General features: G+C 66.3%; 1 protein-coding gene. It reads left to right on the plus strand.

Annotated features, from left to right (window positions below; all coding sequences use genetic code 11):
* Nucleotides 1–23,785 (plus strand): CLIPPER-2 domain-containing protein (locus CKO25_RS09920; protein WP_200387771.1); only part of this gene is annotated, 23,785 nt, incomplete at its 3' end.

Here is a 23,785-nt window from a genome sequence, read left to right on the forward strand (position 1 = left end):
ATGTCCCCCCCGGGATCTGATGTCCGGGTTCGGTTACCGGACTGGCGAATTCCCATCGCGCTTGCTCTGCTGCTGTTCTCCAGTCTGGTTGCGGCCACCACCACGATCAACCACAGCTTCAGCCCGGCGACCATCCTCCAGGGCGACGGCTCGACCTACCGCATCAGCATTGCCAACGATGCGCTGGTTCCCCTGACCGACGCGGCGGTGACGGTGCTGTTGCCCACCGCCATCGTCATTTCAGACCCGCTGACCATCGGTGAGAACAGCTGCGGCTTCACCGTCAGCGCCGCCGTGCCTGGCACGAACATCGTCTACCTCACCGGCGGCACCATCCCCGCGGGCACCGGCGCCGTCGATGGTCTCTGCCGATTCGAGATCGGGGTCCGCTCGGTCACGCCGGGTAATCACGTTGCCAACATCCCGGCCAACAGCACGCCAGACGCGGAGAGCGCCGGCTATCGAGCGCTCGAGAACACCGTGCCGGTCTTCAACGAAACCGCGGCCAACGCGACGTTGTCCGTTAGCCCGGTGCAGCCGCCGACCGGCACCAAATCGTTCTCGCCGTCCCCGGCCATCGCCGGCGATCCGACCCGGCTGACCATCACGCTGAGCAACCCAAACCCCAGCGCGACCATCCCGTTGACCAGCTTCACCGATGCGCTGCCCAACGGCATGCTGATCGCCGATCCGGCCAACGCCAGCAGCAGTTGCAGCGGCACCGGCGCGGTGAACGGCAGCCTGACCGCCGCGCCAGGCGCAGCCAGCCTGACCCTGACCGGCGGCACCATCGGCGAGGGCGGGAGCTGCACGCTGAGCGTTGATGTCATTGCCGCGAGCGTTGGCAGCCTCACCAACAGCCTCGCCGAGGGCGCCATCGGCAACACCCGCGGCCTGACCAGCCCGGCCTTCGAGCGTGAGCTGCCTGTCGTGACCCCGATCGGGGTCAGCAAGACCTTCGGCGCCGATGTCATCCCGGCCGGGCAGCCGGTGCTGATGACCATTCGCATCGCGAACAACAGTCTGGTCAACCCGCTTGAGATCACCAGCTTTGCCGATGACCTAACCGGCACCACGCTGCGGATTCGTGACACACAGAGCGATCCCGCGGCGCCTGCCGACCCGACCGTCGCCTGTACCGGGGGCGGGCCGGTCGATGGCACGCTGGACTACACGCCGGATAACCAAGACACGACGCTGACGCTGACCGGTGCTAACGCCGGCCCCAGCGGCGCCTGCACCATCACCGCCTATGTCACCTCGCTGATCGACGGCCAGCACACCAACAGCATCCCGTCCAACGCGGTGCAGAACCCCGGCAACCTGCCGAGCCCCGCCGCCAGCGCCAGCCTGGGCGTCAATGCACAGTTGACGGTCGATAAGTCGGTCTCGCTGAACAACGTCGCTCCAGGGCAGTGGACGCGCTTCACGGTGACCATCTTCAACTGGTCCGGCGGGCCGGTGGGGAATGTCAACTTCACGGACAACTTGCCGTCGGCCGATGACAGCCAAATGGTCCTGCGCGGCACGAATCCGGTCAGCAGCGTTGGCTGCGAGGGTGGCACCTTCGCCGGCGAGGACGGCGAGGACACGCTGACCTGGACCGACGGCACCATCCCCGGCGGCAGCGGCTTGAATCCGGGCGTCTGCACCATCGTCTTCGATGCACGGCTGCCGGAGGATGCACCCAACGGGCTGACCTTCACCAATGAGATTCCGATTAGCGGCATCTGTGGTACCGACGACATCTGCAACACCGGCCCGAGCCCCGCCGTCAACACCGTCAGCGTCAGTTCCGTGGCCGTTGGCAAGTCCTTCAGCCCGGCCAGCATCCCGCAGGGCGGCCAATCCACCCTGACCATCCGCATCCGCAACCGGGTGGCGCAGCAGCTCAACGACGTCAACCTCACCGACAACCTGCCGACGGGGGTCACATTGGCCGCGAACCCGATGGTGACCAACACCTGCGGCGGCACCCTGGAGGCCTTTCCCAATACCAGCCAGTTGATCCTGACCGACGGCACCATCGCGCCGCGGCCGGACTTTGAGGAGTCCAGCGACTGCATCATCACCGCCCGCGTCACCGGCAGCCTGGTCGGCAACTACGAGAACATCATCACGCCGACGGATTTCGACTCCTCGGTGGGGACCATCCCGGCGAACGTCAGCGCCACCCTCGGCATTGCCACGGGTCTGTCCGGCTCCAAGAGCTTCACGCCGACCGCGGTGGCGACCGGCGGTCGGGCTCGGGTCAAGATCACCCTGCTCAATGGCTTCAACGGCACCCTCACCAATGTCTCGGTGACCGACCCGCTCGGCACGGGTCTGACCGTCGCCAATCCGGCCAATGCCAGCAGCAACTGCGCCGGCTCGCCGACCCTGGTTGTCAATCCCGGTGCCACCAGCGTCCAACTGCTTGGCGCGACCCTGCCCGCCAGTGGCAGTTGTGATCTCTTCTTCGACGTCGTGACCAGCGGCAGCGGCCCCTGGCTCAATACCATCCCCGCCGGCAACATCACTAGCGCCGAGGGGCCGGTGAGCACCGGGGACATCACGGCGACCCTCGCAGAGACCGACGCCGCGCTGAGCATCAACAAGTCCTTCGACCCGGTCATCATTACCGGTGGCGTGCCTTCGTTGCTGCGCATCGACATCATCAATCCGACGGCGATCCCCATGCAGGGGATCCAGCTCACGGACACCTTGCCAAACGGGATCGAGGTCTATTCGGTCCCGGACGCCAGCACCACCTGTCCAGGCGGACTGGTCACCGCGATTCCGGGCGACAACAAGGTCATCCTGTCCGGCGCCAGCATCGCACCGAACCAAACCTGTCAGGTCTTCGCCACGGTCACCTCGGTGAGCTTCCTGAACCTGACCAACAGCCTTGCCGTTGGTGCCATTGTCACGGATCAGGGCTACACCAATTCAGTGGGTGCGTCCGCGACCCTATCGACCCTACAGGGTCTCGGGGTCACCAAGAGCTTCTCGCCGGATGTCATCGGCGTGGGCCAGACCGCGCGGCTGCGCATCCGCCTCATCAGCACCCTGGATCCGAACGCCGCGAACCCGGTGACGCTGACCGGGGTCAGCTACACGGACAATCTGCCGACCGGCATGCTGGTCGCCGACCCGCCAGCGATCGCCACCAACTGCGCTGGCACCGGTACTGGTGATGCGCCGTTGGTCACCACCAGCAACGTCGCCAACAATGGCGTCATCACGGTCTCGCAAGCGACCATCCCGCCCGGCAGCAATTGCTTCATCGACGTCGATATCCAAGTCGATGACCTCGGCGCCTACACAAATATCATCCCCGAGCGCCAGGTCGTCAGTGACCAGGGCGTGCTCAACGAGTCCGAGACCCAAGCAACCCTGAACGTCGTCGAGAGCCCGACGCTGGCGAAGGCCTTCGCAGAGCCGTTCCGCAACCCCGGTCAGCCGAACCGGCTCACGGTCACCATCAATAACAACGATCCGTCGCTGACGCTGACCAATGTTGCGCTCACCGACACGCTGCCGGCGGGGCTCGCGATCGCCAACCCGGCCAACGCCGCCACCACCTGTGGCAACGGTCAGGTCATCGCGAGCCCCGGCGAGGCCTTCATGCGCCTCATCGGCGCCACGCTGCCGGCCAACAGCAGTTGTACCTTCTCCGCCGATGTCGTCGGCAACGACGCCGGCGAGTACATCAACTTCATCGACGTCGGCGCGCTCACCAGCGACCAGGGCCTGACCAACACCGGCACCGCGCAGGCGACCATGGGCGTTGGCTCTCCGCCCGGCATCGCCAAGGCCTTCGACCCCGTCGGAATGGCACCGGGCGACACCGCCACCCTGACCATCACGCTGACCAACCCCAACGCGGCGGCCGTCAGTCTCACCGAGCCGCTGATCGATGCCTTGCCCGGCAACCTGTTCGTTGCCAACACGCCGAATCCGAGCACCACCTGCACCGGCGGCAGCCTGACCGCGAACGCCGGCGCCACCAGCATCAGCCTCGCGGCCGGTGCCGAAATCCCGGGCGACAGTAGTTGCACCATCAGCGTCGACGTGACCACCAGCGTCGAAGGGGTGTACACCAACCTCATCGCCGCCGGTCAGTTGCAGACGACCACTGGCAGCAACCCGAGTCCCGCAACGGCTAGCCTGGCCGTGTCCGAGGATGGCCCACTGGCACCGCCGACGGTGGCCAAGACCTTCAGCCCCGGCACCATCATGGCCGGCGGCACGTCTACCTTGACCCTAAGCCTGGGTAACCCGAACGCCAGCTCGTTGACGCTCAGCGCGGACTTCATCGATACCCTGCCGACCGGCGTCGTCATCGCCGACCCGGCCAGCGTCGGGGGTACGTGCGCCATCGGGTCTGTCACGGCGACCGCCGGGTCTAACAGCATCACCTACGCCGACGGCGCCGAGATCCCAGCCGGCGGCTGCACCATCACGGTTGCGGTCACGTCCAACACCGGCGGCAGCTACACCAACAGCATCCCGGCCGGCGCGCTAGAGACCAACGGCGGGACCAACCTGAACCCCGCCACCGCCGGGCTCGTGGTGCAGACGCCAACGCCACCGACAGTGGGCAAGGCCTTCGCGCCGAACACCATCAACCCAGGCGGCGTCGCGCGGCTGACCATCAGCCTCGGCAACGCCAATGCCGGTGCGATCACGTTGAGCGCGGACCTGGTGGATACCCTGCCCACCGGCGTCACCATCGCCGACCCGGCCAACATCGGCGGCACCTGCACGGTCGGCAGCATCACCGCGACCGCGGGCAGCGGGACTATCACCTACGCCAGCGGGGCCGAGATCCCTTCCGGTGGCTGCACCATCGCCGTGGATGTGACCGCAAGCGACAGCACGGGCTCGCCCTTCGTCAATACCATCCCGGCCGGCGCCCTGCAGACCGACGCCGGCAACAACGGCGCCCCGGCTACCGCCAACCTCTTCATCAATCCGCCGCAGCCGCCGAGCCTGAGCAAGTTCTTCTCGCCGTCCGGCATCATCGTCGGTGGCACCTCGACCCTGACCCTGTCTTTTGGCAATGGCAACCTGGCACCCACCACGCTGGCCGCGGACTTGGTGGACACCCTGCCGTTCGGCGTGGTGATCGCGGACCCGCCGAACATCCAGGCGGTCAACGGCTGTGACGCCGGCAAGGTTGTCGCCACGGCCGGGGGTGGCACCGTCACCTACCAGTCCGGCGCACCGATCCCGGTCGGCGGCTGCTCTATTTCGGTGAACGTGATCTCCAGCGTCGCCTCGCAGGCGGGGCATCTGAACAGCATCGCCGCCGGGGCACTCCAGACGACTGACTTCGGCGCCAGCACCGTCGGCACCAGTGCTCGGCTCAAAGTCAGCCCGCTCGGCATCAGCAAGGCGGTGGATGGCAGTATCGGGCCGCTGGCGATTGGCGATGAGGTGACCTACAGCGTCGACATCACCGTTCCGGCTGGGCTCAACAGTCTGAATCCATTTGTCGTTCGGGGGCTGACGCTGACCGACACATTGCCGGACGGCCTGGAGTACCTCACCGGCACCTATAGCCTGACGCAGAATTCCAGCCTGAGCTACGCCGGCCCATTGCCGTCGGACTTCACCGTCGCTGGCGACACCCTGACGGCCGCACTCGGCCAGATCACCAACGCCAGCGGCGCGCCGCAGAGCTTCACCATCAGCTACCGGTTGCGCATCGAGAACCTCCCTGCGACGGTTGCTGGCAGCCAGCTCATCAACACCGCGACCCTCTCCAGCAACGACAGCGCGGCGACCTGGGACGACAACGCTACCGTCACGGTCGGCGAGCCAGCGCTCGCGATCACCAAGGCGATGACGCCCGCTGCCAACCTGACGGCCGGGGATCTAGTCACCGTCAGCCTGACCGTCACGAACACCGGCGAGGTCCCGGCCTTCGAGGTCGCGGTGACGGACCTGCTGAACGACGGCACCGACAACGATCTGTTCGCGCTCGCCGCGACCGGCATCACCGACACCAGCACCGGCACCGGTGTCGACGATTTCGATTTCGGCTACGACGAGAACACCGGCACCATCACCTTCACCGCCAAACCCGGCGTCAGTCTGGCCGCCAATGGCGGCACGGTGACCTTCAGCTTTACCGCCACCGTCGGCCCGGACATCCGCACCGGCTGGACCTACAGCAACGCCGCGAGCGCCATCGGTAACAGCCAGGACGGCGGCACCAACGGTCGCGAGACGCCCGAGGTCGATTCCAACACAGCAACGGTGAATACCGGTGTTGCCGCGGTGGCCAAGACCATTGCCGCGACCTCGGAGCCCTGGACCACGAACACGCAGGTCGCCATCGGAGAGGTCATCACCTATCGCCTGACCTACACGGTCCCGCAGGGCGTGACCGTCAGCCCGCTTAATGCCGCGATCTTCGCCGACACCCTCCCGATGGGGCAGCAGTTCCTGACCGGCACGGCAACCATCCGCGCATCCGCCGCCGGCGTCATCATCGCCGACGGCAGCCAGGTCACCGGCGTTGCCAATGATGGGGAGTTGCCGACGACGACCGCCACCCCGATTACCCCGTCGGTCGGCGGCCAGAACCTCGGCTTCGCGGTCGGCACCGTGCGGAACACCGGCACGGGGGCGGCACAGGTCATCATTGATTTTGATGCGCTGGTGCTGAATACCAGCAACAACAATCACAACGAAGACAAGACCAACACGGCGACGCTCAACTACGTCAACCGCGACGGCAATACCCAGTCGCAGACGGCCACCCAGCAAACGCGCATCGTCGAGCCGCTGCCCTCGGTGACTAAGAGTTCGTCGCCGACCACCGCCAGCGGCGGCGATACCGTGACCTTCACCGTCGTCGCCACAGCCGCGACCGGTAGCAACCGCACCCGGCTCTGGGATGTGGTGGTCACCGATACCTTGCCGGCCCGTTATCTGAACCCGACCCTGACCAGCGCGGTGCTGAGCCGGGGCAATGTGAACGTGACGACGTGTGGGAGCTTCGCGGGTCAGACGCTGACCCTCAGCATGGATTGCCTAGACGCCGCGGAGCGCTATCTCGCGCCAGGCCAGACCATCACCCTGACCTACACCGCGACCCTGGACCCGAGCATCGCCTTCGAGGAGGTGGTGACCAATACCGCTCAGGTGCGGGGCACCAGCCTGCCCGGCAGCTATGGCACCGGCAATGCCACCCCAGGCGCCCCCGACAGTGACACCGGCGAGCGTACCGGCTCGAACCAGCCGAACACCAGCGGTCAGGCGGTCAACGACCTCAACGCCACCGCCAGCGCGACCTTGACCGCCAACCGGCCGAGCCTGACCAAGGAGGTGGCCGACGCTTCGCTGCCCATTGGCGCGATCACCACGGCGACCATCACCGTCTCGGTGCCGGTGGGGCAGACTGGGAATTTTGTCATCACCGACACCCTGCCTGCGGGGCTGCGCTACACCGGCGCGCCGATCAGCATCACCCTCGGCAGTGGAGTCTCAGCTAGTAACAGCCCTCCAATCGAGCCAGGGGCCGGCACCGATCCGCTCGTCTTCGATTTCGGCACCGTGCAGAACAGCGCGGCGACGAGCCAGAGCATCGTCATCACCTACCCGGTGCAGGTCGAGAACGTCCTCGGCAATCAGCGCAACACCCAGCTCACCAACACCGCAGTACTGACCTACAGTGGCGCGAGCGCGCCGTTCCCCGCCGACAGCGCGACCATCACGGTGCGCGAGCCGGCGCTGGCGCTCAGCAAGACCATTACCGCCGGCACCCCCGCGGTGGCCGGCAGCGAGGTCAGCTATCAACTGACCGTCAGCAACACGGACAGCTTTGCGACCGCGTACCGGATGAACCTGACCGACGTGCTGCCGGCCGACCTGCTGGGGGCCAACGGCGGCGACGGGCCGTTCTTCACCGACATCGCCGTCATCAATCCCGACGATGCGGTGCTCAAGAGTGCTGGCGGTGTGCTGATCGCCGGCGATGCGGTCCAATCGACTGCCAATACCCTGGCCTGGCCGCTCTTCGACCTGCCGCCAAATACGACCCTGACCATCAGCTACACGGCGACCGTGGTCGCCGACGCGGTGACCGGTACGACCCTGACCAATGAGGTCGCGGCCAAATACAACAGCCTCGCCGCCGGCACCGACGGGCGCGACGGCAGCGATGTGCTGGACGACACCGACCCGAACGCGCTCAACAACTACGGCCAGACCACCAGCCGCGACCTGACGCTGGATGCCAACATCGCGCTGCAAAAGACCCTGACCACTGACCAGCCGGATGCCAACTTCGCCATCGGCGAAGAGGTGCTGTTCGATGTCAAGGTCTCGCTGCTGGCCGGTGTGACCAACAACGTCGTCGTCACCGACACCCTGCCCGCGGGGCTGGCGTTCGTCGAGATGGTCGGCAACCCCATCGCCGAGCCTGGCATCAGCTATACCGGCGCTGGCACCGCGATGGAGAACCCCACCGGCACCGTGACCGTCGATCTCGGCGACGTGACCATCGACCCCGGGGTCGTCGATAAGTCTCTGAACCTTCAGTTCAAGACCCAGGTGCGCAACATCGCGTCCAACCAGAACGGGGTGGACCTAACCAACAGCGCCACGGCGACCAGCGACATCGGCGATGCGACCGATACCCTCGACGTCACCGTCGTGGAACCGGTGCTGCAAGTCACCAAGACGCCGGATACCACGGTGCCGGCCCTCGGTAATCTGGTCACCTACACGGTCGTCGTCAGCCATGCGACGGGCAGCACCGCGGATGCTTATCAGGTCGAACTCACCGACCTGATCCAGACGGGCCTGACCTACCAGGCTGGTTCCACGACGGGACAGGCCAGCGTCGACGAGACCAACCCGGCAGCCCCGGTCTTCACCCTCGGCTCTATCGCCAACGGCGAGACCAAAACCTTCTCCTATCAGGCCGAGGTGGACCTCGACGCCGTGGTCGGCAGCGCGTTGCAGAATCAGATCAGCGGCAGCTTCGCGAGCACCGCCGATGCCAACGGCGCCGCGGACAGTGGCCGTAACGGCATCAACGGTGTGGTTGGCCTCAATGACTACGTCTTTGGCACCACGGCGGATGTGACACCGGCGACCACGGCCTTCCTGTACCCGGTCAAGACCGTCGCGTTGGTTGAGGACGTCGACAGCAATGGTCAGGTCGATCCTGGCGACACGCTGGAATACACGATTGTCCTGACCAACCAGGGCGCCGATGCCACCGGCGTGGTCTTCACCGATCCGATCCCGGCGAATACGACCTACGTCGCATCCTCGCTGACCAGCGATGTCGGCACGGTGGACGACAGCGGCGCGCCGAATCTGCAAGTGAACGTCGGCAACCTCGCCGCCGGCGCAACGGCAATCATCACCTTCCGCGTCACCGTCGACGGCGGCACGGCGGTTGGCACTGTGATCAGCAACCAGGGCTTGGTGGATTCGGACCAGACCGTGCCGACCCCGACCGACGCCGATGGCGTGCGCGACAACGGCTTCCAGCCCACTGAGGTCCCGGTTGGTGGCCAGCCGCCGTTACAGAGTCCGCTCTATGCCGAGAAGCGGGTGCTGTTGATCAATGACGTCGCCGGCAACGGCGTGGTCAATCCCGGCGATACCCTGCGTTACAGTCTGGTGCTGAGCAACCTGGGCGACCAGCCCTTGACCAACGTCGCCCTGACCGACGTCATCCCGGCGGGACTGACCTATGTGGCGGACTCCGTCAATTCCTCCGCGGGCACGGCGACGGTGTCCGGTCAGTCGCTGACCTGGGCGGTGCCGACGCTGGCTGCCGGGGACTTCGAGATCCTGGACTTCCGCGTCACGGTGGACGACCCGCTACCCGGCAGCGCGACGGATTTCACCTTCACCAACCAGGGCGCGACCACCTCCAACGAGACTCCGCCGGGCCTGACCGACGGCAACGGCAATCCCAGCGACGGCTTCCAGCCCACCGAGATCGATGCCACCACCGGCGCTGGCGCGCCGCGGCTCGATGTGCAGAAGCGCTGGAGTCTGGCGCAGGATCTGAACGGCAACGGCCTCGCCAACCCGGGCGACGTGATCGGTTATCAGATCAGTGTGACCAACGAGGGCTCGGCCGCCACCATCGATGCCCGGCTGACCGATGCGATCCCCGCCAACACCACCTTGGTTGCGGGCTCGGTGACCACCGACCGCGGCGTCGTCACCGGCACTGATCCCATCGCCATCAACCTTGGCAGCCTGCTGCCGGGCGAGGTCGCGACGGTGCGCTTCCAGGTGACCATCAACGCCAGCGTGGCCGATGGCACCATCATCGAGAACCAGGCCACCCTGACCGGGAACAACTTCGACGACATCGACAGCGACGACAACGGCAACCCCGCCGACGGACGCAACCCGACCCAGACCCCGGTGGTCACCGATGACCCCGGCGTCGCCACCCCCGGCGGTCTGACCAAGACCCTGGTCGCCACCTCGGAGTCGGCCAGTACCGGCGCCGAGGTGTTGATCGGCGAGGTCGTGACCTACCAGGTCAGTGTGCAGGTGCCGCCCGGCACGCTGCGCGAGGCCCTGATCGAGGACGTGCTGCCCGCCGGTCTGGGCTACATCCCCGGCACCGCGCGGCTCAGCCGGACCTTCACCACCGGCCTGAACGCGGCGCAGAACCCCGGCGACATCAATGCCGCCGCCAGTGGCGTGTTCGTGACGCTGTTCGACGGCAGCGAGCTGCAACAGAGCGGCCAGACGCTGCGCCTGTTGCTCGGCGACGTCATCAACTCCGACGCCGCGGCCGCGACCTACACGCTGGAATACCAGGCCGTGGTGCGGAACGTCGCCGCCAACCGGGCCGGTACGGACCTGGACAACCAGGCGACCCTGCGCTGGCTGACCGCGCTCAATCAGCCCGCCAACCTGTCACCGGTGACCCAGACCTTAACCGTGCTGGAGCCCGCGCTCGCGATTGCCAAGGAAGCCAATCCCAGTGTGATCGTGCCGGAGGGCACGACCACCTTCACGCTGACCATCACGCATCCGAGCGGCGGCAACCGCGCGACCGCCTACGACGTGCAGTTGAGCGACCTGTTCACCAACTGGGCGAGCATCGATCCGGGCAGCATCACCACCACGCCCAGCGACGGCGTGATCGATGTCGATACCAGCGCCAGCACCACCAGCGCGCTCAATGTCAGCGTCGGCACCTTCCCGGTCGACGGCCAGCTCGTCATCACGGTCGAGGCCACCGATGCCGGCGTGCGCGACGACTTCGTCGACAACACCGCTAACCTCACCTGGACCAGCCTGCCGGGCGCTCAGGGCACCAATGATGCGACCCCGGGCGCACCGGGCAGCGAGACGGGCGAGCGCACTGGCAGCGGCGGCACCAACAATTACGCCGCCAGCGCCACCGAGCGGGTGCGCGTCGTCGACGTGAACTTCGCCAAGGCCCTCGACAACGCCCAGGGGCGCTATGCCATCGGCGACGAGGTCGAGTATCGCCTCACCGTCACGCTGCCGCCGGACCTTGATGACCTGGACAAGGTGGTGCTGGAGAACAGCGTCATCGCCGACGTGCTCGACGCCGGGCTGGTGTATGTGCCCGACTCGCTGGTCGCGACGCTGCAGGATGGCGACATCACCGTGAGCCCGGCGCTGCCGGGGGACTTCACGGTCACCCCGAACAGCCCGCAGACCGGCGAGACGACCCTGACGTTCAACGCTGGCACGCTCACGAACACCAACATCGAAGAGGCGCGCACCCTGGTGCTGACCTACCGGGCGCGCGTCGCCAACGTGCCGGCCAATCAGAACCATCACCTGCTCGACAATGCGGCGACGTTCGACTTCAACGTGCGGGGCAACCCGAGCGCCGAGCAACTGAGCGATGCCGCCCAGGTGCAGGTCGGCGAGCCCAACCTCGCGCTGGCCAAGACCATCATGACGGCCACCACCGGGCTCGACGCGGGCTCGGTGGTCGGCTTCCAGGTGGTCGTAAGCAACACCGGGACAACGACGGCCTTCGACACGGTGCTGAGCGACACGCTGCCGCCGCGCCTGCGGGACATCACCGATCTCCAGGTCACGGGGACCAGCGGCGGCGCACCGATGCCAACACTCGGGATCGACGGCGATACCTGGTCCAGCGACCCGTTCGACCTGCCGGTCGGTGGCTCGGTCACGCTGACCTTCAGCGCCACGCTCACCAACGATGTGCAGCAGGGCCAGACCATTCAGAATCAGGTGCTGGCGGACTACGACAGCCGCAGCGGTGATGATCCAAACCAGCGCGCTTACGATGCCGATGCGCTGTCGCCCGTCATCACCGTCAATGCCGAGGTGACGCTGGACAAGGCCTTCCATCCCAACCCGGCCAAGACCAGCTACACCATCGGTGAGGAGTTCCAGTACCGCCTGACGCTCGGCATCATCGAGGGCGTGACCCGCGCGGTCAGCATCGTCGATACGCTGCCGGACGGCGTAACCTACCTGAACGCCACCGTTGGTCTCGGCAACACCGGAATCATCATCGGCAACCCGGCCAGTCAGCCGACGGATGTCACCGGTCAAGTCCTGACCTTCAACTTCGGCGATATCAGCAACCCAGCCAACGGCAACCCCAACGACGATGTCATCACCATCGACATCCGTGTGCGGGTGGACAACCTCGCCGCCAACCAGGCAGGCACCGTCCTCGGCAACAACGCCCACGTCGATTACACGGACGGCCAAGATGCCGCTCAGCGGGTAGACTTCGACGCCGATGCCGAGGAACCCGGCATCCAGCCGCTCGAGGCAACGCTCGTTGAGCCGGATCTCAGTCTCAATAAGACCGTGAACCCTTCGGACGCAGCCCTTGGCACCGAGGTGGAATTCACACTCTCCATCGCTCATACCACGGATAGCGGCTCCGATGCCTTCGACCTGGTGGTGGTGGACAGCCTGCCGGCGGGCCTGACCTATGTGAATGGCTCCGCCAGCCTGGCTCCGACCAGCGTTACCGGCGACAGCAGCACCGGCCAGGTGCTGACCTTCAACCTCGGTAGCCTGACCACCGCCGCCGGCCAGACCCAGGTGACGCTGCGCGCGCTGGCCGAGCGCGATCTGGTCATCGGCCAGGCCCTAACCAATTCCGCGCGCCTGACCTGGGCCAGTCTGCCTGGGGCTACCGGCGCGCCGGACAGCGGGCGTAACGGCAGCGACGGGGAGGGCGGTCTCAACGACTATGTCAGCACCGGCGAAGCCGTCGTCACCCCGACGACCCCCGCGTTCCTGTATCCGGTCAAGACCGTCGCGTTGGTTGATGACGTCGACAGCAATGGTCAGGTCGATCCTGGCGACACGCTGGAATACACGATTGTCCTGACCAACCAGGGCGCCGATGCCACCGGTGTGGTCTTCACCGATCCGATCCCGGCGAATACGACCTACGTCGCATCCTCGCTGACCAGCGATGTCGGCACGGTGGACGACAGCGGCGCGCCGAATCTGCAAGTGAACGTCGGCAACCTCGCCGCCGGCGCAACGGCAATCATCACCTTCCGCGTCACCGTCGACGGCGGCACGGCGGTTGGCACTGTGATCAGCAACCAGGGCTTGGTGGATTCGGACCAGACCGTGCCGACCCCGACCGACGCCGATGGCGTGCGCGACAACGGCTTCCAGCCCACTGAGGTCCCGGTTGGTGGCCAGCCGCCGTTACAGAGTCCGCTCTATGCCGAGAAGCGGGTGCTGTTGATCAATGACGTCGCCGGCAACGGCGTGGTCAATCCCGGCGATACCCTGCGTTACAGTCTGGTGCTGAGCAACCTGGGCGACCAGCCCTTGACCAACGTCGCCCTGACCGACGTCATCCCGGCGGGACTGACCTATGTGGCGGACTCCGTCAATTCCTCCGCGGGCACGGCGACGGTGTCCGGTCAGTCGCTGACCTGGGCGGTGCCGACGCTGGCTGCCGGGGACTTCGAGATCCTGGACTTCCGCGTCACGGTGGACGACCCGCTACCCGGCAGCGCGACGGATTTCACCTTCACCAACCAGGGCGCGACCACCTCCAACGAGACTCCGCCGGGCCTGACCGACGGCAACGGCAATCCCAGCGACGGCTTCCAGCCCACCGAGATCGATGCCACCACCGGCGCTGGCGCGCCGCGGCTCGATGTGCAGAAGCGCTGGAGTCTGGCGCAGGATCTGAACGGCAACGGCCTCGCCAACCCGGGCGACGTGATCGGTTATCAGATCAGTGTGACCAACGAGGGCTCGGCCGCCACCATCGATGCCCGGCTGACCGATGCGATCCCCGCCAACACCACCTTGGTTGCGGGCTCGGTGACCACCGACCGCGGCGTCGTCACCGGCACTGATCCCATCGCCATCAACCTTGGCAGCCTGCTGCCGGGCGAGGTCGCGACGGTGCGCTTCCAGGTGACCATCAACGCCAGCGTGGCCGATGGCACCATCATCGAGAACCAGGCCACCCTGACCGGGAACAACTTCGACGACATCGACAGCGACGACAACGGCAACCCCGCCGACGGACGCAACCCGACCCAGACCCCGGTGGTCACCGATGACCCCGGCGTCGCCACCCCCGGCGGTCTGACCAAGACCCTGGTCGCCACCTCGGAGTCGGCCAGTACCGGCGCCGAGGTGTTGATCGGCGAGGTCGTGACCTACCAGGTCAGTGTGCAGGTGCCGCCCGGCACGCTGCGCGAGGCCCTGATCGAGGACGTGCTGCCCGCCGGTCTGGGCTACATCCCCGGCACCGCGCGGCTCAGCCGGACCTTCACCACCGGCCTGAACGCGGCGCAGAACCCCGGCGACATCAATGCCGCCGCCAGTGGCGTGTTCGTGACGCTGTTCGACGGCAGCGAGCTGCAACAGAGCGGCCAGACGCTGCGCCTGTTGCTCGGCGACGTCATCAACTCCGACGCCGCGGCCGCGACCTACACGCTGGAATACCAGGCCGTGGTGCGGAACGTCGCCGCCAACCGGGCCGGTACGGACCTGGACAACCAGGCGACCCTGCGCTGGCTGACCGCGCTCAATCAGCCCGCCAACCTGTCACCGGTGACCCAGACCTTAACCGTGCTGGAGCCCGCGCTCGCGATTGCCAAGGAAGCCAATCCCAGTGTGATCGTGCCGGAGGGCACGACCACCTTCACGCTGACCATCACGCATCCGAGCGGCGGCAACCGCGCGACCGCCTACGACGTGCAGTTGAGCGACCTGTTCACCAACTGGGCGAGCATCGATCCGGGCAGCATCACCACCACGCCCAGCGACGGCGTGATCGATGTCGATACCAGCGCCAGCACCACCAGCGCGCTCAATGTCAGCGTCGGCACCTTCCCGGTCGACGGCCAGCTCGTCATCACGGTCGAGGCCACCGATGCCGGCGTGCGCGACGACTTCGTCGACAACACCGCTAACCTCACCTGGACCAGCCTGCCGGGCGCTCAGGGCACCAATGATGCGACCCCGGGCGCACCGGGCAGCGAGACGGGCGAGCGCACTGGCAGCGGCGGCACCAACAATTACGCCGCCAGCGCCACCGAGCGGGTGCGCGTCGTCGACGTGAACTTCGCCAAGGCCCTCGACAACGCCCAGGGGCGCTATGCCATCGGCGACGAGGTCGAGTATCGCCTCACCGTCACGCTGCCGCCGGACCTTGATGACCTGGACAAGGTGGTGCTGGAGAACAGCGTCATCGCCGACGTGCTCGACGCCGGGCTGGTGTATGTGCCCGACTCGCTGGTCGCGACGCTGCAGGATGGCGACATCACCGTGAGCCCGGCGCTGCCGGGGGACTTCACGGTCACCCCGAACAGCCCGCAGACCGGCGAGACGACCCTGACGTTCAACGCTGGCACGCTCACGAACACCAACATCGAAGAGGCGCGCACCCTGGTGCTGACCTACCGGGCGCGCGTCGCCAACGTGCCGGCCAATCAGAACCATCACCTGCTCGACAATGCGGCGACGTTCGACTTCAACGTGCGGGGCAACCCGAGCGCCGAGCAACTGAGCGATGCCGCCCAGGTGCAGGTCGGCGAGCCCAACCTCGCGCTGGCCAAGACCATCATGACGGCCACCACCGGGCTCGACGCGGGCTCGGTGGTCGGCTTCCAGGTGGTCGTAAGCAACACCGGGACAACGACGGCCTTCGACACGGTGCTGAGCGACACGCTGCCGCCGCGCCTGCGGGACATCACCGATCTCCAGGTCACGGGGACCAGCGGCGGCGCACCGATGCCAACACTCGGGATCGACGGCGATACCTGGTCCAGCGACCCGTTCGACCTGCCGGTCGGTGGCTCGGTCACGCTGACCTTCAGCGCCACGCTCACCAACGATGTGCAGCAGGGCCAGACCATTCAGAATCAGGTGCTGGCGGACTACGACAGCCGCAGCGGTGATGATCCAAACCAGCGCGCTTACGATGCCGATGCGCTGTCGCCCGTCATCACCGTCAATGCCGAGGTGACGCTGGACAAGGCCTTCCATCCCAACCCGGCCAAGACCAGCTACACCATCGGTGAGGAGTTCCAGTACCGCCTGACGCTCGGCATCATCGAGGGCGTGACCCGCGCGGTCAGCATCGTCGATGAATTGCCGGCTGGGGTGAGCTTCCTGGATGCCGAGGTTGGTTTGGGCAACACCGGCATCGGTACCGAGGAATCCATAGGCCCGAACGATCAACCAACGACGGTAGTCGGAATCAGTGCCACCGGTCAGACCCTGACCTTCGATCTGGGCGATATCAGCAACCCAGCCAACGGCAACCCCAACGACGATGTCATCACCATCGACATCCGCGTGCGGGTGGACAACCTCGCCGCCAACCAGGCGGGCACCGTCCTCCGCAACAACGCCCACGTCGATTACACGGACGGCCAAGATGCCGCTCAGCGGGTAGACTTCGACGCCGATGCCGAGGAACCCGGCATCCAGCCGCTCGAGGCAACGCTCGTCGAGCCGGATCTCAACCTCATTAAGACCGTGAACCCTTCGGACGCAGCCCTTGGCACCGAGGTGGAGTTCACGCTCTCCATCGCTCATACCGTCGACAGCGGCTCCGATGCCTTCGACCTGGTGGTGGTCGACACCCTGCCGGCGGGTTTGACCTATGTCGTCGGCTCCGCCAGCCCGGCCCCGGCGAGCGTTGATGGTCAGGTGCTGACCTTCAACTTCAGCAGCCTCAGCATCAGTAACGGCAACAGACAGGTGACGCTGAGAGCGCTGCTGGCGTCCGATTTGAGCATGAACGAGGTCCTGACCAATCAAGCGCGCCTGACCTGGGCCAGTCTGCCTGGGGCTACCGGCGCGCCGGACAGCGGTCGTAACGGCAGCGACGGGGAGAGCGGTCTCAACGACTACGTCAACCAAGACTCACAAGGGGTCACGGTCCTAGTCCCGTCCATCGCGCTGAGTAAGGTCGGCACGCTGAACGACGATGATGACATCGCGGGTGTCAGTGCGGGTGACACCATCACCTATGCATTCACGGTGACCAACACCGGCAATGCAACCTTGAACAACATCACGCTGGCCGACCTTGTGGAAGGGGTGACCATTAACGGTGACTCGATCGCCACCCTGGCCCCTGCGCAAGTAGACAGTACTACCTTCACCGGCACCTACACGCTGACCCAGGACGACATCGACACCGGCAGCTTTACCAACACCGCGACCGTAACAGGACAGTACCCGGGCTACCCGGATGTCACCGACAGTGACGATGATACGCAGACGCTGGAGCAGGAACCGGCGTTGGCGTTGGTGAAGGTGCTCACCAGCGCCGACCCCGACCCGATCGTGGTTGGCAGCGAGCTGACCTACACGGTGACCGCGACCAACGGCGGCAACGTCACCCTGACCAACGTGGTGGTGAGTGACAGTCGGATCACGCCGGCCAGTGCGACCTGCGCCAGCGTGGCGCCGACGGAGACGTGCGTCCTGACGGGCACCTACACGGTGCTGCAGGCCGACGTCGATGCCGGTCGGGTGCTCAACACCGCCACGGCCGACAGCAACGAGACGGCCGAGGTCAGCGACGAACTCAACACGCCGATCGCCACCGCCCCGGTGCTGGCGATCGACAAGCTGCTCACCAGCGCCGACCCCGACCCGATCGTGGTTGGCAGCGAGCTGACCTACACGGTGACCGCGACCAACGGCGGCGACGTCACCCTGACCAACGTGGTGGTCAGCGACGACCTGATCACGCCGGACGAGATCACCTGCGCCAGTGTGGCGGTGGGTGGCACCTGTGTGCTCGAGGGCACCTACACGGTGCTGCAGGCCGACGTCGATGCCGGTCGGGTGCTCAACACCGCCACGGCCGACAGCAACGAGACGGCCGAGGTCAGCGACGAACTCAACACGCCGATCGCCACCGCCCCGGTGCTGGCGATCGACAAGCTGCTCACCAGCGCCGACCCCGACCCGATCGTGGTTGGCAGCGAGCTGACCTACACGGTGACCGCGACCAACGGCGGCGACGTCACCCTGACCAACGTGGTGGTCAGCGACGACCTGATCACGCCGGACGAGATCACCTGCGCCAGTGTGGCGGTGGGTGGCACCTGTGTGCTCGAGGGCACCTACACGGTGCTGCAGGCCGACGTCGATGCCGGTCGGGTGCTCAACACCGCCACGGCGGGCAGTGATCAGACCGAGTCGGTGGAGGACACCCTCACCACGTCGATCAGCGCTGAGGCGGCCTTGACGCTGGTGAAGAGTGCCGATCCGCAGACCTATGCGGCGGTGGGTGATGAGATCACCTACACCTTCGAGGTGACCAACAGTGGCAACGTGACGCTGTTTGCGCCCTTTGCGGTGGCGGATGATCGCATCGCGGAGGTGGACTGCAGTGGCGCGCCGGCGACGTTGCTCCCGGGCGCGGGTTTCACCTGCACGGCGAGCGACAGCATCACCGCGGAGGACCTTATCGAGGGGTCCGTGACGAACGTGGCGTCGGCCACCGGGGCCGACGGCAATGGGGATCAGGTCACCTCGCCGACGGACACCGCGACGGTGCGGGTGGAGGCGGCTGATGTTGGCATCCTCAAGAGCGCCAGTCCGGCGAGCGCCAATCCGGGCGATGTGGTGACCTTCACCCTGACGTTGAGCAATGCGGGTCCGGCTGACGCCACCGGCGTGAGTTTGCTCGACACCCTGCCCAATGGCTATGACGCCCCGGCGGCCATCAGCACTGGCGGTGTCTATGACGGGACGGCCGGCACCATCCGTTGGAGCGGTCTGAGTGTGTCCTCGGGCGCGTCGCTGACGCTGAGTTACACCGCGCTGGCGCGTGTGCCGGGCGACGGTGTGACGTTCGTCAATACCGTCACGGTCACGGGCAGTGATCAATACGATCCGAATCTGGACAACAACACGGCGACGGCCACGGTTGTGCCGTTGGTGGCGGATCTGGCGATCACCAAGACGCAGGTGCAGGCGCCGGCGACCCCGGGTCAAGACCCGAGCACACTGGTGGCGGTCGAGCCCTCGGCGATTGGTGCCGGGGAGACCCTCTACTATCTGTTGAAGGTCGAGAATCTGGGTCCGGATGCGGCGCTTGATGTGACGGTGAGCGATACGCTTCCGGACGGCATCAGGGGTGCCGAGCGGTCCTTCAACGTGGGCAATTCCTGGGGTGACTGGACCGGCAGCTTTAACGTCACGTCGCTGGCCGCGGGGGCGACCACCTACATTCTGATTCGTGGTCAAGTCGACGCGGCGCAGACCGAGACGTTGGTCAACGTCGCGACGGTGGCCAGTGCGGTGACCGCCGATCCGAACCCGGAGAACAACGACGACACGCTCGAGACGCCGGTCGTTGCCCGTGCGGATCTGGAGCTGGAGAAGGTTCAGCTGGTTGCGCCGCTGGAGATTGGCGGTCTGATCGAATACCGGCTCACGGTGACCAACCGCGGTCCGGCGGTGGCCGCGGGTGTGGTGATCGAGGATGCGCTGGATGCGTTGATCGACGCTGCCGAGTACTCGACGGATGGTGGGTTGACGTACGTCTCGCCGTGGACCGGCAGCTACACCCTGCAGGACGATCTGGCGGTGGGTGCGTCGTTCGTGCTGCGGCTTCGCGGGACCCTGGTGGACGACGGGTCGAACCCGGAGATCATCGGCAACACTGCGACGGTGACGGCGGCGACGGAGGATCCGAATCCGGACAACAACAGCGACACGACCGAGACGCCGATTGACGTCGACGCCGATGTGCGGATCGAGAAGACCGGTCCGGCGAGCGTGATTGCGGGTGAGCCGATCGGCTACAGCATCACGGTGACCAACGACGGTCCGGCGACGGCGCTGGACGTGCGCATCAACGACAGCTTCGCCTCCAGCGTGTTTGACGCGGTCGAGGTCTCGGGTGATGGGGGGACCAACTGGTCGCCCTGGACCGGCCAGTATGTGGTGGGTGACCTGGCCGTGGGAGAGTCGCGGACCATCGCGCTGCGTGCAATCGTGCGTGGCAATGTGGCGGTTGGGACGGTGCTGAGGAACACGGCCGAGGCCGAGTCCGTCACGCCGGACCGCGAGCTGGGGAACAACACCGACCGTGCTGACACGACTGTGGGTGGGTCGGCGGATGTGGGTGTCGTCAAGACCCTGCAGAGTGCGCCCGAGGCGGTGGTGGCCGGCGGTTCGGTCGAGTTCCTGATCACCTACTTCAACCTCGGTCCGAGTGACGCGACCAACTTCATCGTTGACGATGTGGTGCCGGAGGGTCTGACGGACGTTGAGGCGTCCTTCTGTGAGCTGCCCTTCGTCGAGTGGACGACGCCGCGCAATGTTGGGACGGTGGTGGCGGGCGGTGACTGCGCGATCGTCATTCGCGGCACGCTCGCGGCAGACTTTGACGGTGACTTGACCAACACGGCGGTGGTTCGCAGTGACCTGCCGGATCCGGACGACAGCAACAACGAGGATTCGGCCACCGTCACGGTGCTGACCCCGGCGTTGTCGCTCACCAAGACGGCGACGGCGCTCAACGGGGGCACCCCTGACCCATTCGTCTACACCGCGGTGGGCGACACCATCACCTACACCTTCGCGGTGACCAACACCGGCAACGCACCGCTCAGTGCGGTCGTGGTCTCTGACGACACCTTCGGCGTTGACGTGGGCACGGTGGACACGCTCGCGGTGGATGCAACCGCGACCTTCACCTACGACCATCTGGTGACGGCGGCCGATCTGGATGCCGGTGTCCTGAACAATACGGCGACGGCGACCGGGACCTATGGTGGGACCGCGTACGAGGCCACCGATACCGCGACGGTGAGCGGTGAGCAGGCGGGCGCGCTGACGCTGGAGAAGACGGCGACGCTGGTCAATGGGGCCGCGGCTGAGCCCGGTGAGGCATTGGTCTTCGCTGCTGTCGATGATGAGATCCGTTACAGCTACACGCTGACCAACACCGGGAATGTGACGCTCACCGGGTTGGCGGTGGCGGACGACAAGACCCCGGTCACCTGTCCGGAGAGCACGCTGGCGGCGGGTGCCGAGATCACTTGTACGGCGACCTATGCGGTCACGCAGGCCGATCTGGATGCCGGTGAGGTGACCAATCGTGCGACCGCGTCGGGTCTTGACCCGAGTGAACGCGAGGTGACCTCCGAAGAGGCCACGGCGACGGTGGAGGCGGCGCAAGGGCCTGAGCTGACGCTGGAGAAGGTGCTGGATGCGGTGCCCGCGGAGATCGCGTCGGGCACGGTGCTGACCTATACGGTGACCGCGACCAACAGCGGCAACGTCACGCTGACTGCTGTGGTGGTGAGCGATCCGCTGTTGACGTCGGACAGTCAGCAGACCTGTGCCAGTGTGGCGCCGGGTGAGACCTGTGTGCTTACGGGCCGCTATCCGGTCACGCAGGCGGATGTCGATGCCGGTGAGGTGGAGAACACCGCGACCGTCGATAGTGATCAGACCGAGCCGGTGGAGGACACGGTCATCACGCCGATCGCGGGTCGTGCGGAGCTGACGCTGGCGAAGCTGCTGAGCGAGGCGCCCGAGCCGATCGCGTTGGACAGCGTGCTGACCTACACGGTCACGGCCACCAACAGTGGCACGGTGACGCTGACCACTGTGGTGGTGAGTGACAGTCGCATTACGCCGAACGAGCAGACCTGTGCCAGTGTGGCGCCGGGTGAGACCTGTGTGCTCACGGGCCGCTACACGGTCACGCAGGACGATGTGGATGCGGGCGCCGTGCTCAACACCGCCACGGCGGACAGTGAGCAGACGGATCCGCCGGTGGAGGCGGAGCTGACCACGCCGATTGCGGCCACGCCGGCGCTCAGTGTGGCGAAGGTGCTGAGCAGTGCGAGCACCGATCCGGTGGCGGCGGGCAGTGAGCTGACCTACACGGTGACGGCGACCAACACGGGCAATGTCACGCTGACCGAGGTGGTGGTCAGCGACAGCCTGATTGATCCAAGCACGTTCACCTGTGCCCGTGTCGGGGTGGGTGACACCTGTGTGCTCACCGGGACCTACGTGGTCAGCCAGGCGGATGTTGATGCGGGACAGGTGCTCAACACGGCCACGGCGGACAGTGCGCAGACCGACCCGGTCGAGGACGCGCTGACGACGCCGATCGCCCCGGTCCCGGCGCTGAGTGTGGTCAAGGCGCTGACCGGTGCCAACCCCGATCCGATCGTGGTGGGCAGTGTGCTGAGCTACACCGTGACGGCGACCAATGATGGCACGGTGACGCTGGCCGAGGTGGTGGTGAGCGACAACCGGATCACGCCGGCCAGTGCGACCTGTGCCAGTGTGGCGCCGGGTGCGACCTGCGTGCTCACGGGCAGCTACACGGTCACGCAAACGGATGTCGATGCTGGTGCGGTGGTGAACACGGCCGCCGCGCAGAGTGATCAGACCGACCCGGTGGAGGACACCCTCACCACGGCGATCGAGACCGATCCGGCGCTGGAGCTGGAGAAGGTGCTGAGCGGTGCTGATCCGGATCCGGTGGTGTTGGGCCGTGTGCTGACCTACACCGTGACCGCGACCAACACCGGTGATGTGACGCTGACGGCTGTGGTGGTGAGCGACAGCCTCCTGACGCCGAACGAGCAGACCTGTGCCAGTGTGGCGCCGGGTGCGACCTGCGTGCTTACGGGCACCTATACGGTCACGCTCGCGGATGTGATTGCGGGGTCGGTGGTGAACACCGCGTCGGTTGATTCCGATCAGACGGAGCCGCAGACGACCGAGTTGACGACCCTGGTGCAGCCGCCGGTGGCGCCGACGGCCGCGGATGATGCATCGCTGGACAACCCGATCGGCACGCCGGTGACGTTGCCGGTGGTGGACAACGATGCGGCCGCTGACGGGCGCACGCTCGATCCGACGACGGTGGTGATGGTCGATGCCGATGCCGGCAGTGACGGCAAGACCAAGACGGTCGAGGGTGAAGGCACTTGGACGGTGGATCCGGACACGGGTGCGATCACCTTCACGCCCGAGAGCGGCTTTGAGGGCAATCCAACGCCGATCCAGTACCAGGTGTCGGATGATCTGGGCACGCCGTCGAATCCGGCGACGGTGACGGTGACCTATCTGGGTGCGCCGGCGCTGACGTTGGAGAAGGTGCTGAGCGGTGCTAATCCGGATCCGGTGGTGTTCGGCAGTGTGCTCACTTACACGGTCACTGCCACCAACGATGGTGATGTGACCCTGACCAACGTGGTGGTCAGCGACGACCTGATCACGCCGGACGAGATCACCTGTGCCAGTGTGGCGCCGGGTGCGACCTGCGAGCTGGTGGGTACCTACACGG

It is taken from the genome of Thiocapsa imhoffii (genome assembly GCF_016583985.1).
Lineage (GTDB): Bacteria > Pseudomonadota > Gammaproteobacteria > Chromatiales > Chromatiaceae > Thiocapsa > Thiocapsa imhoffii.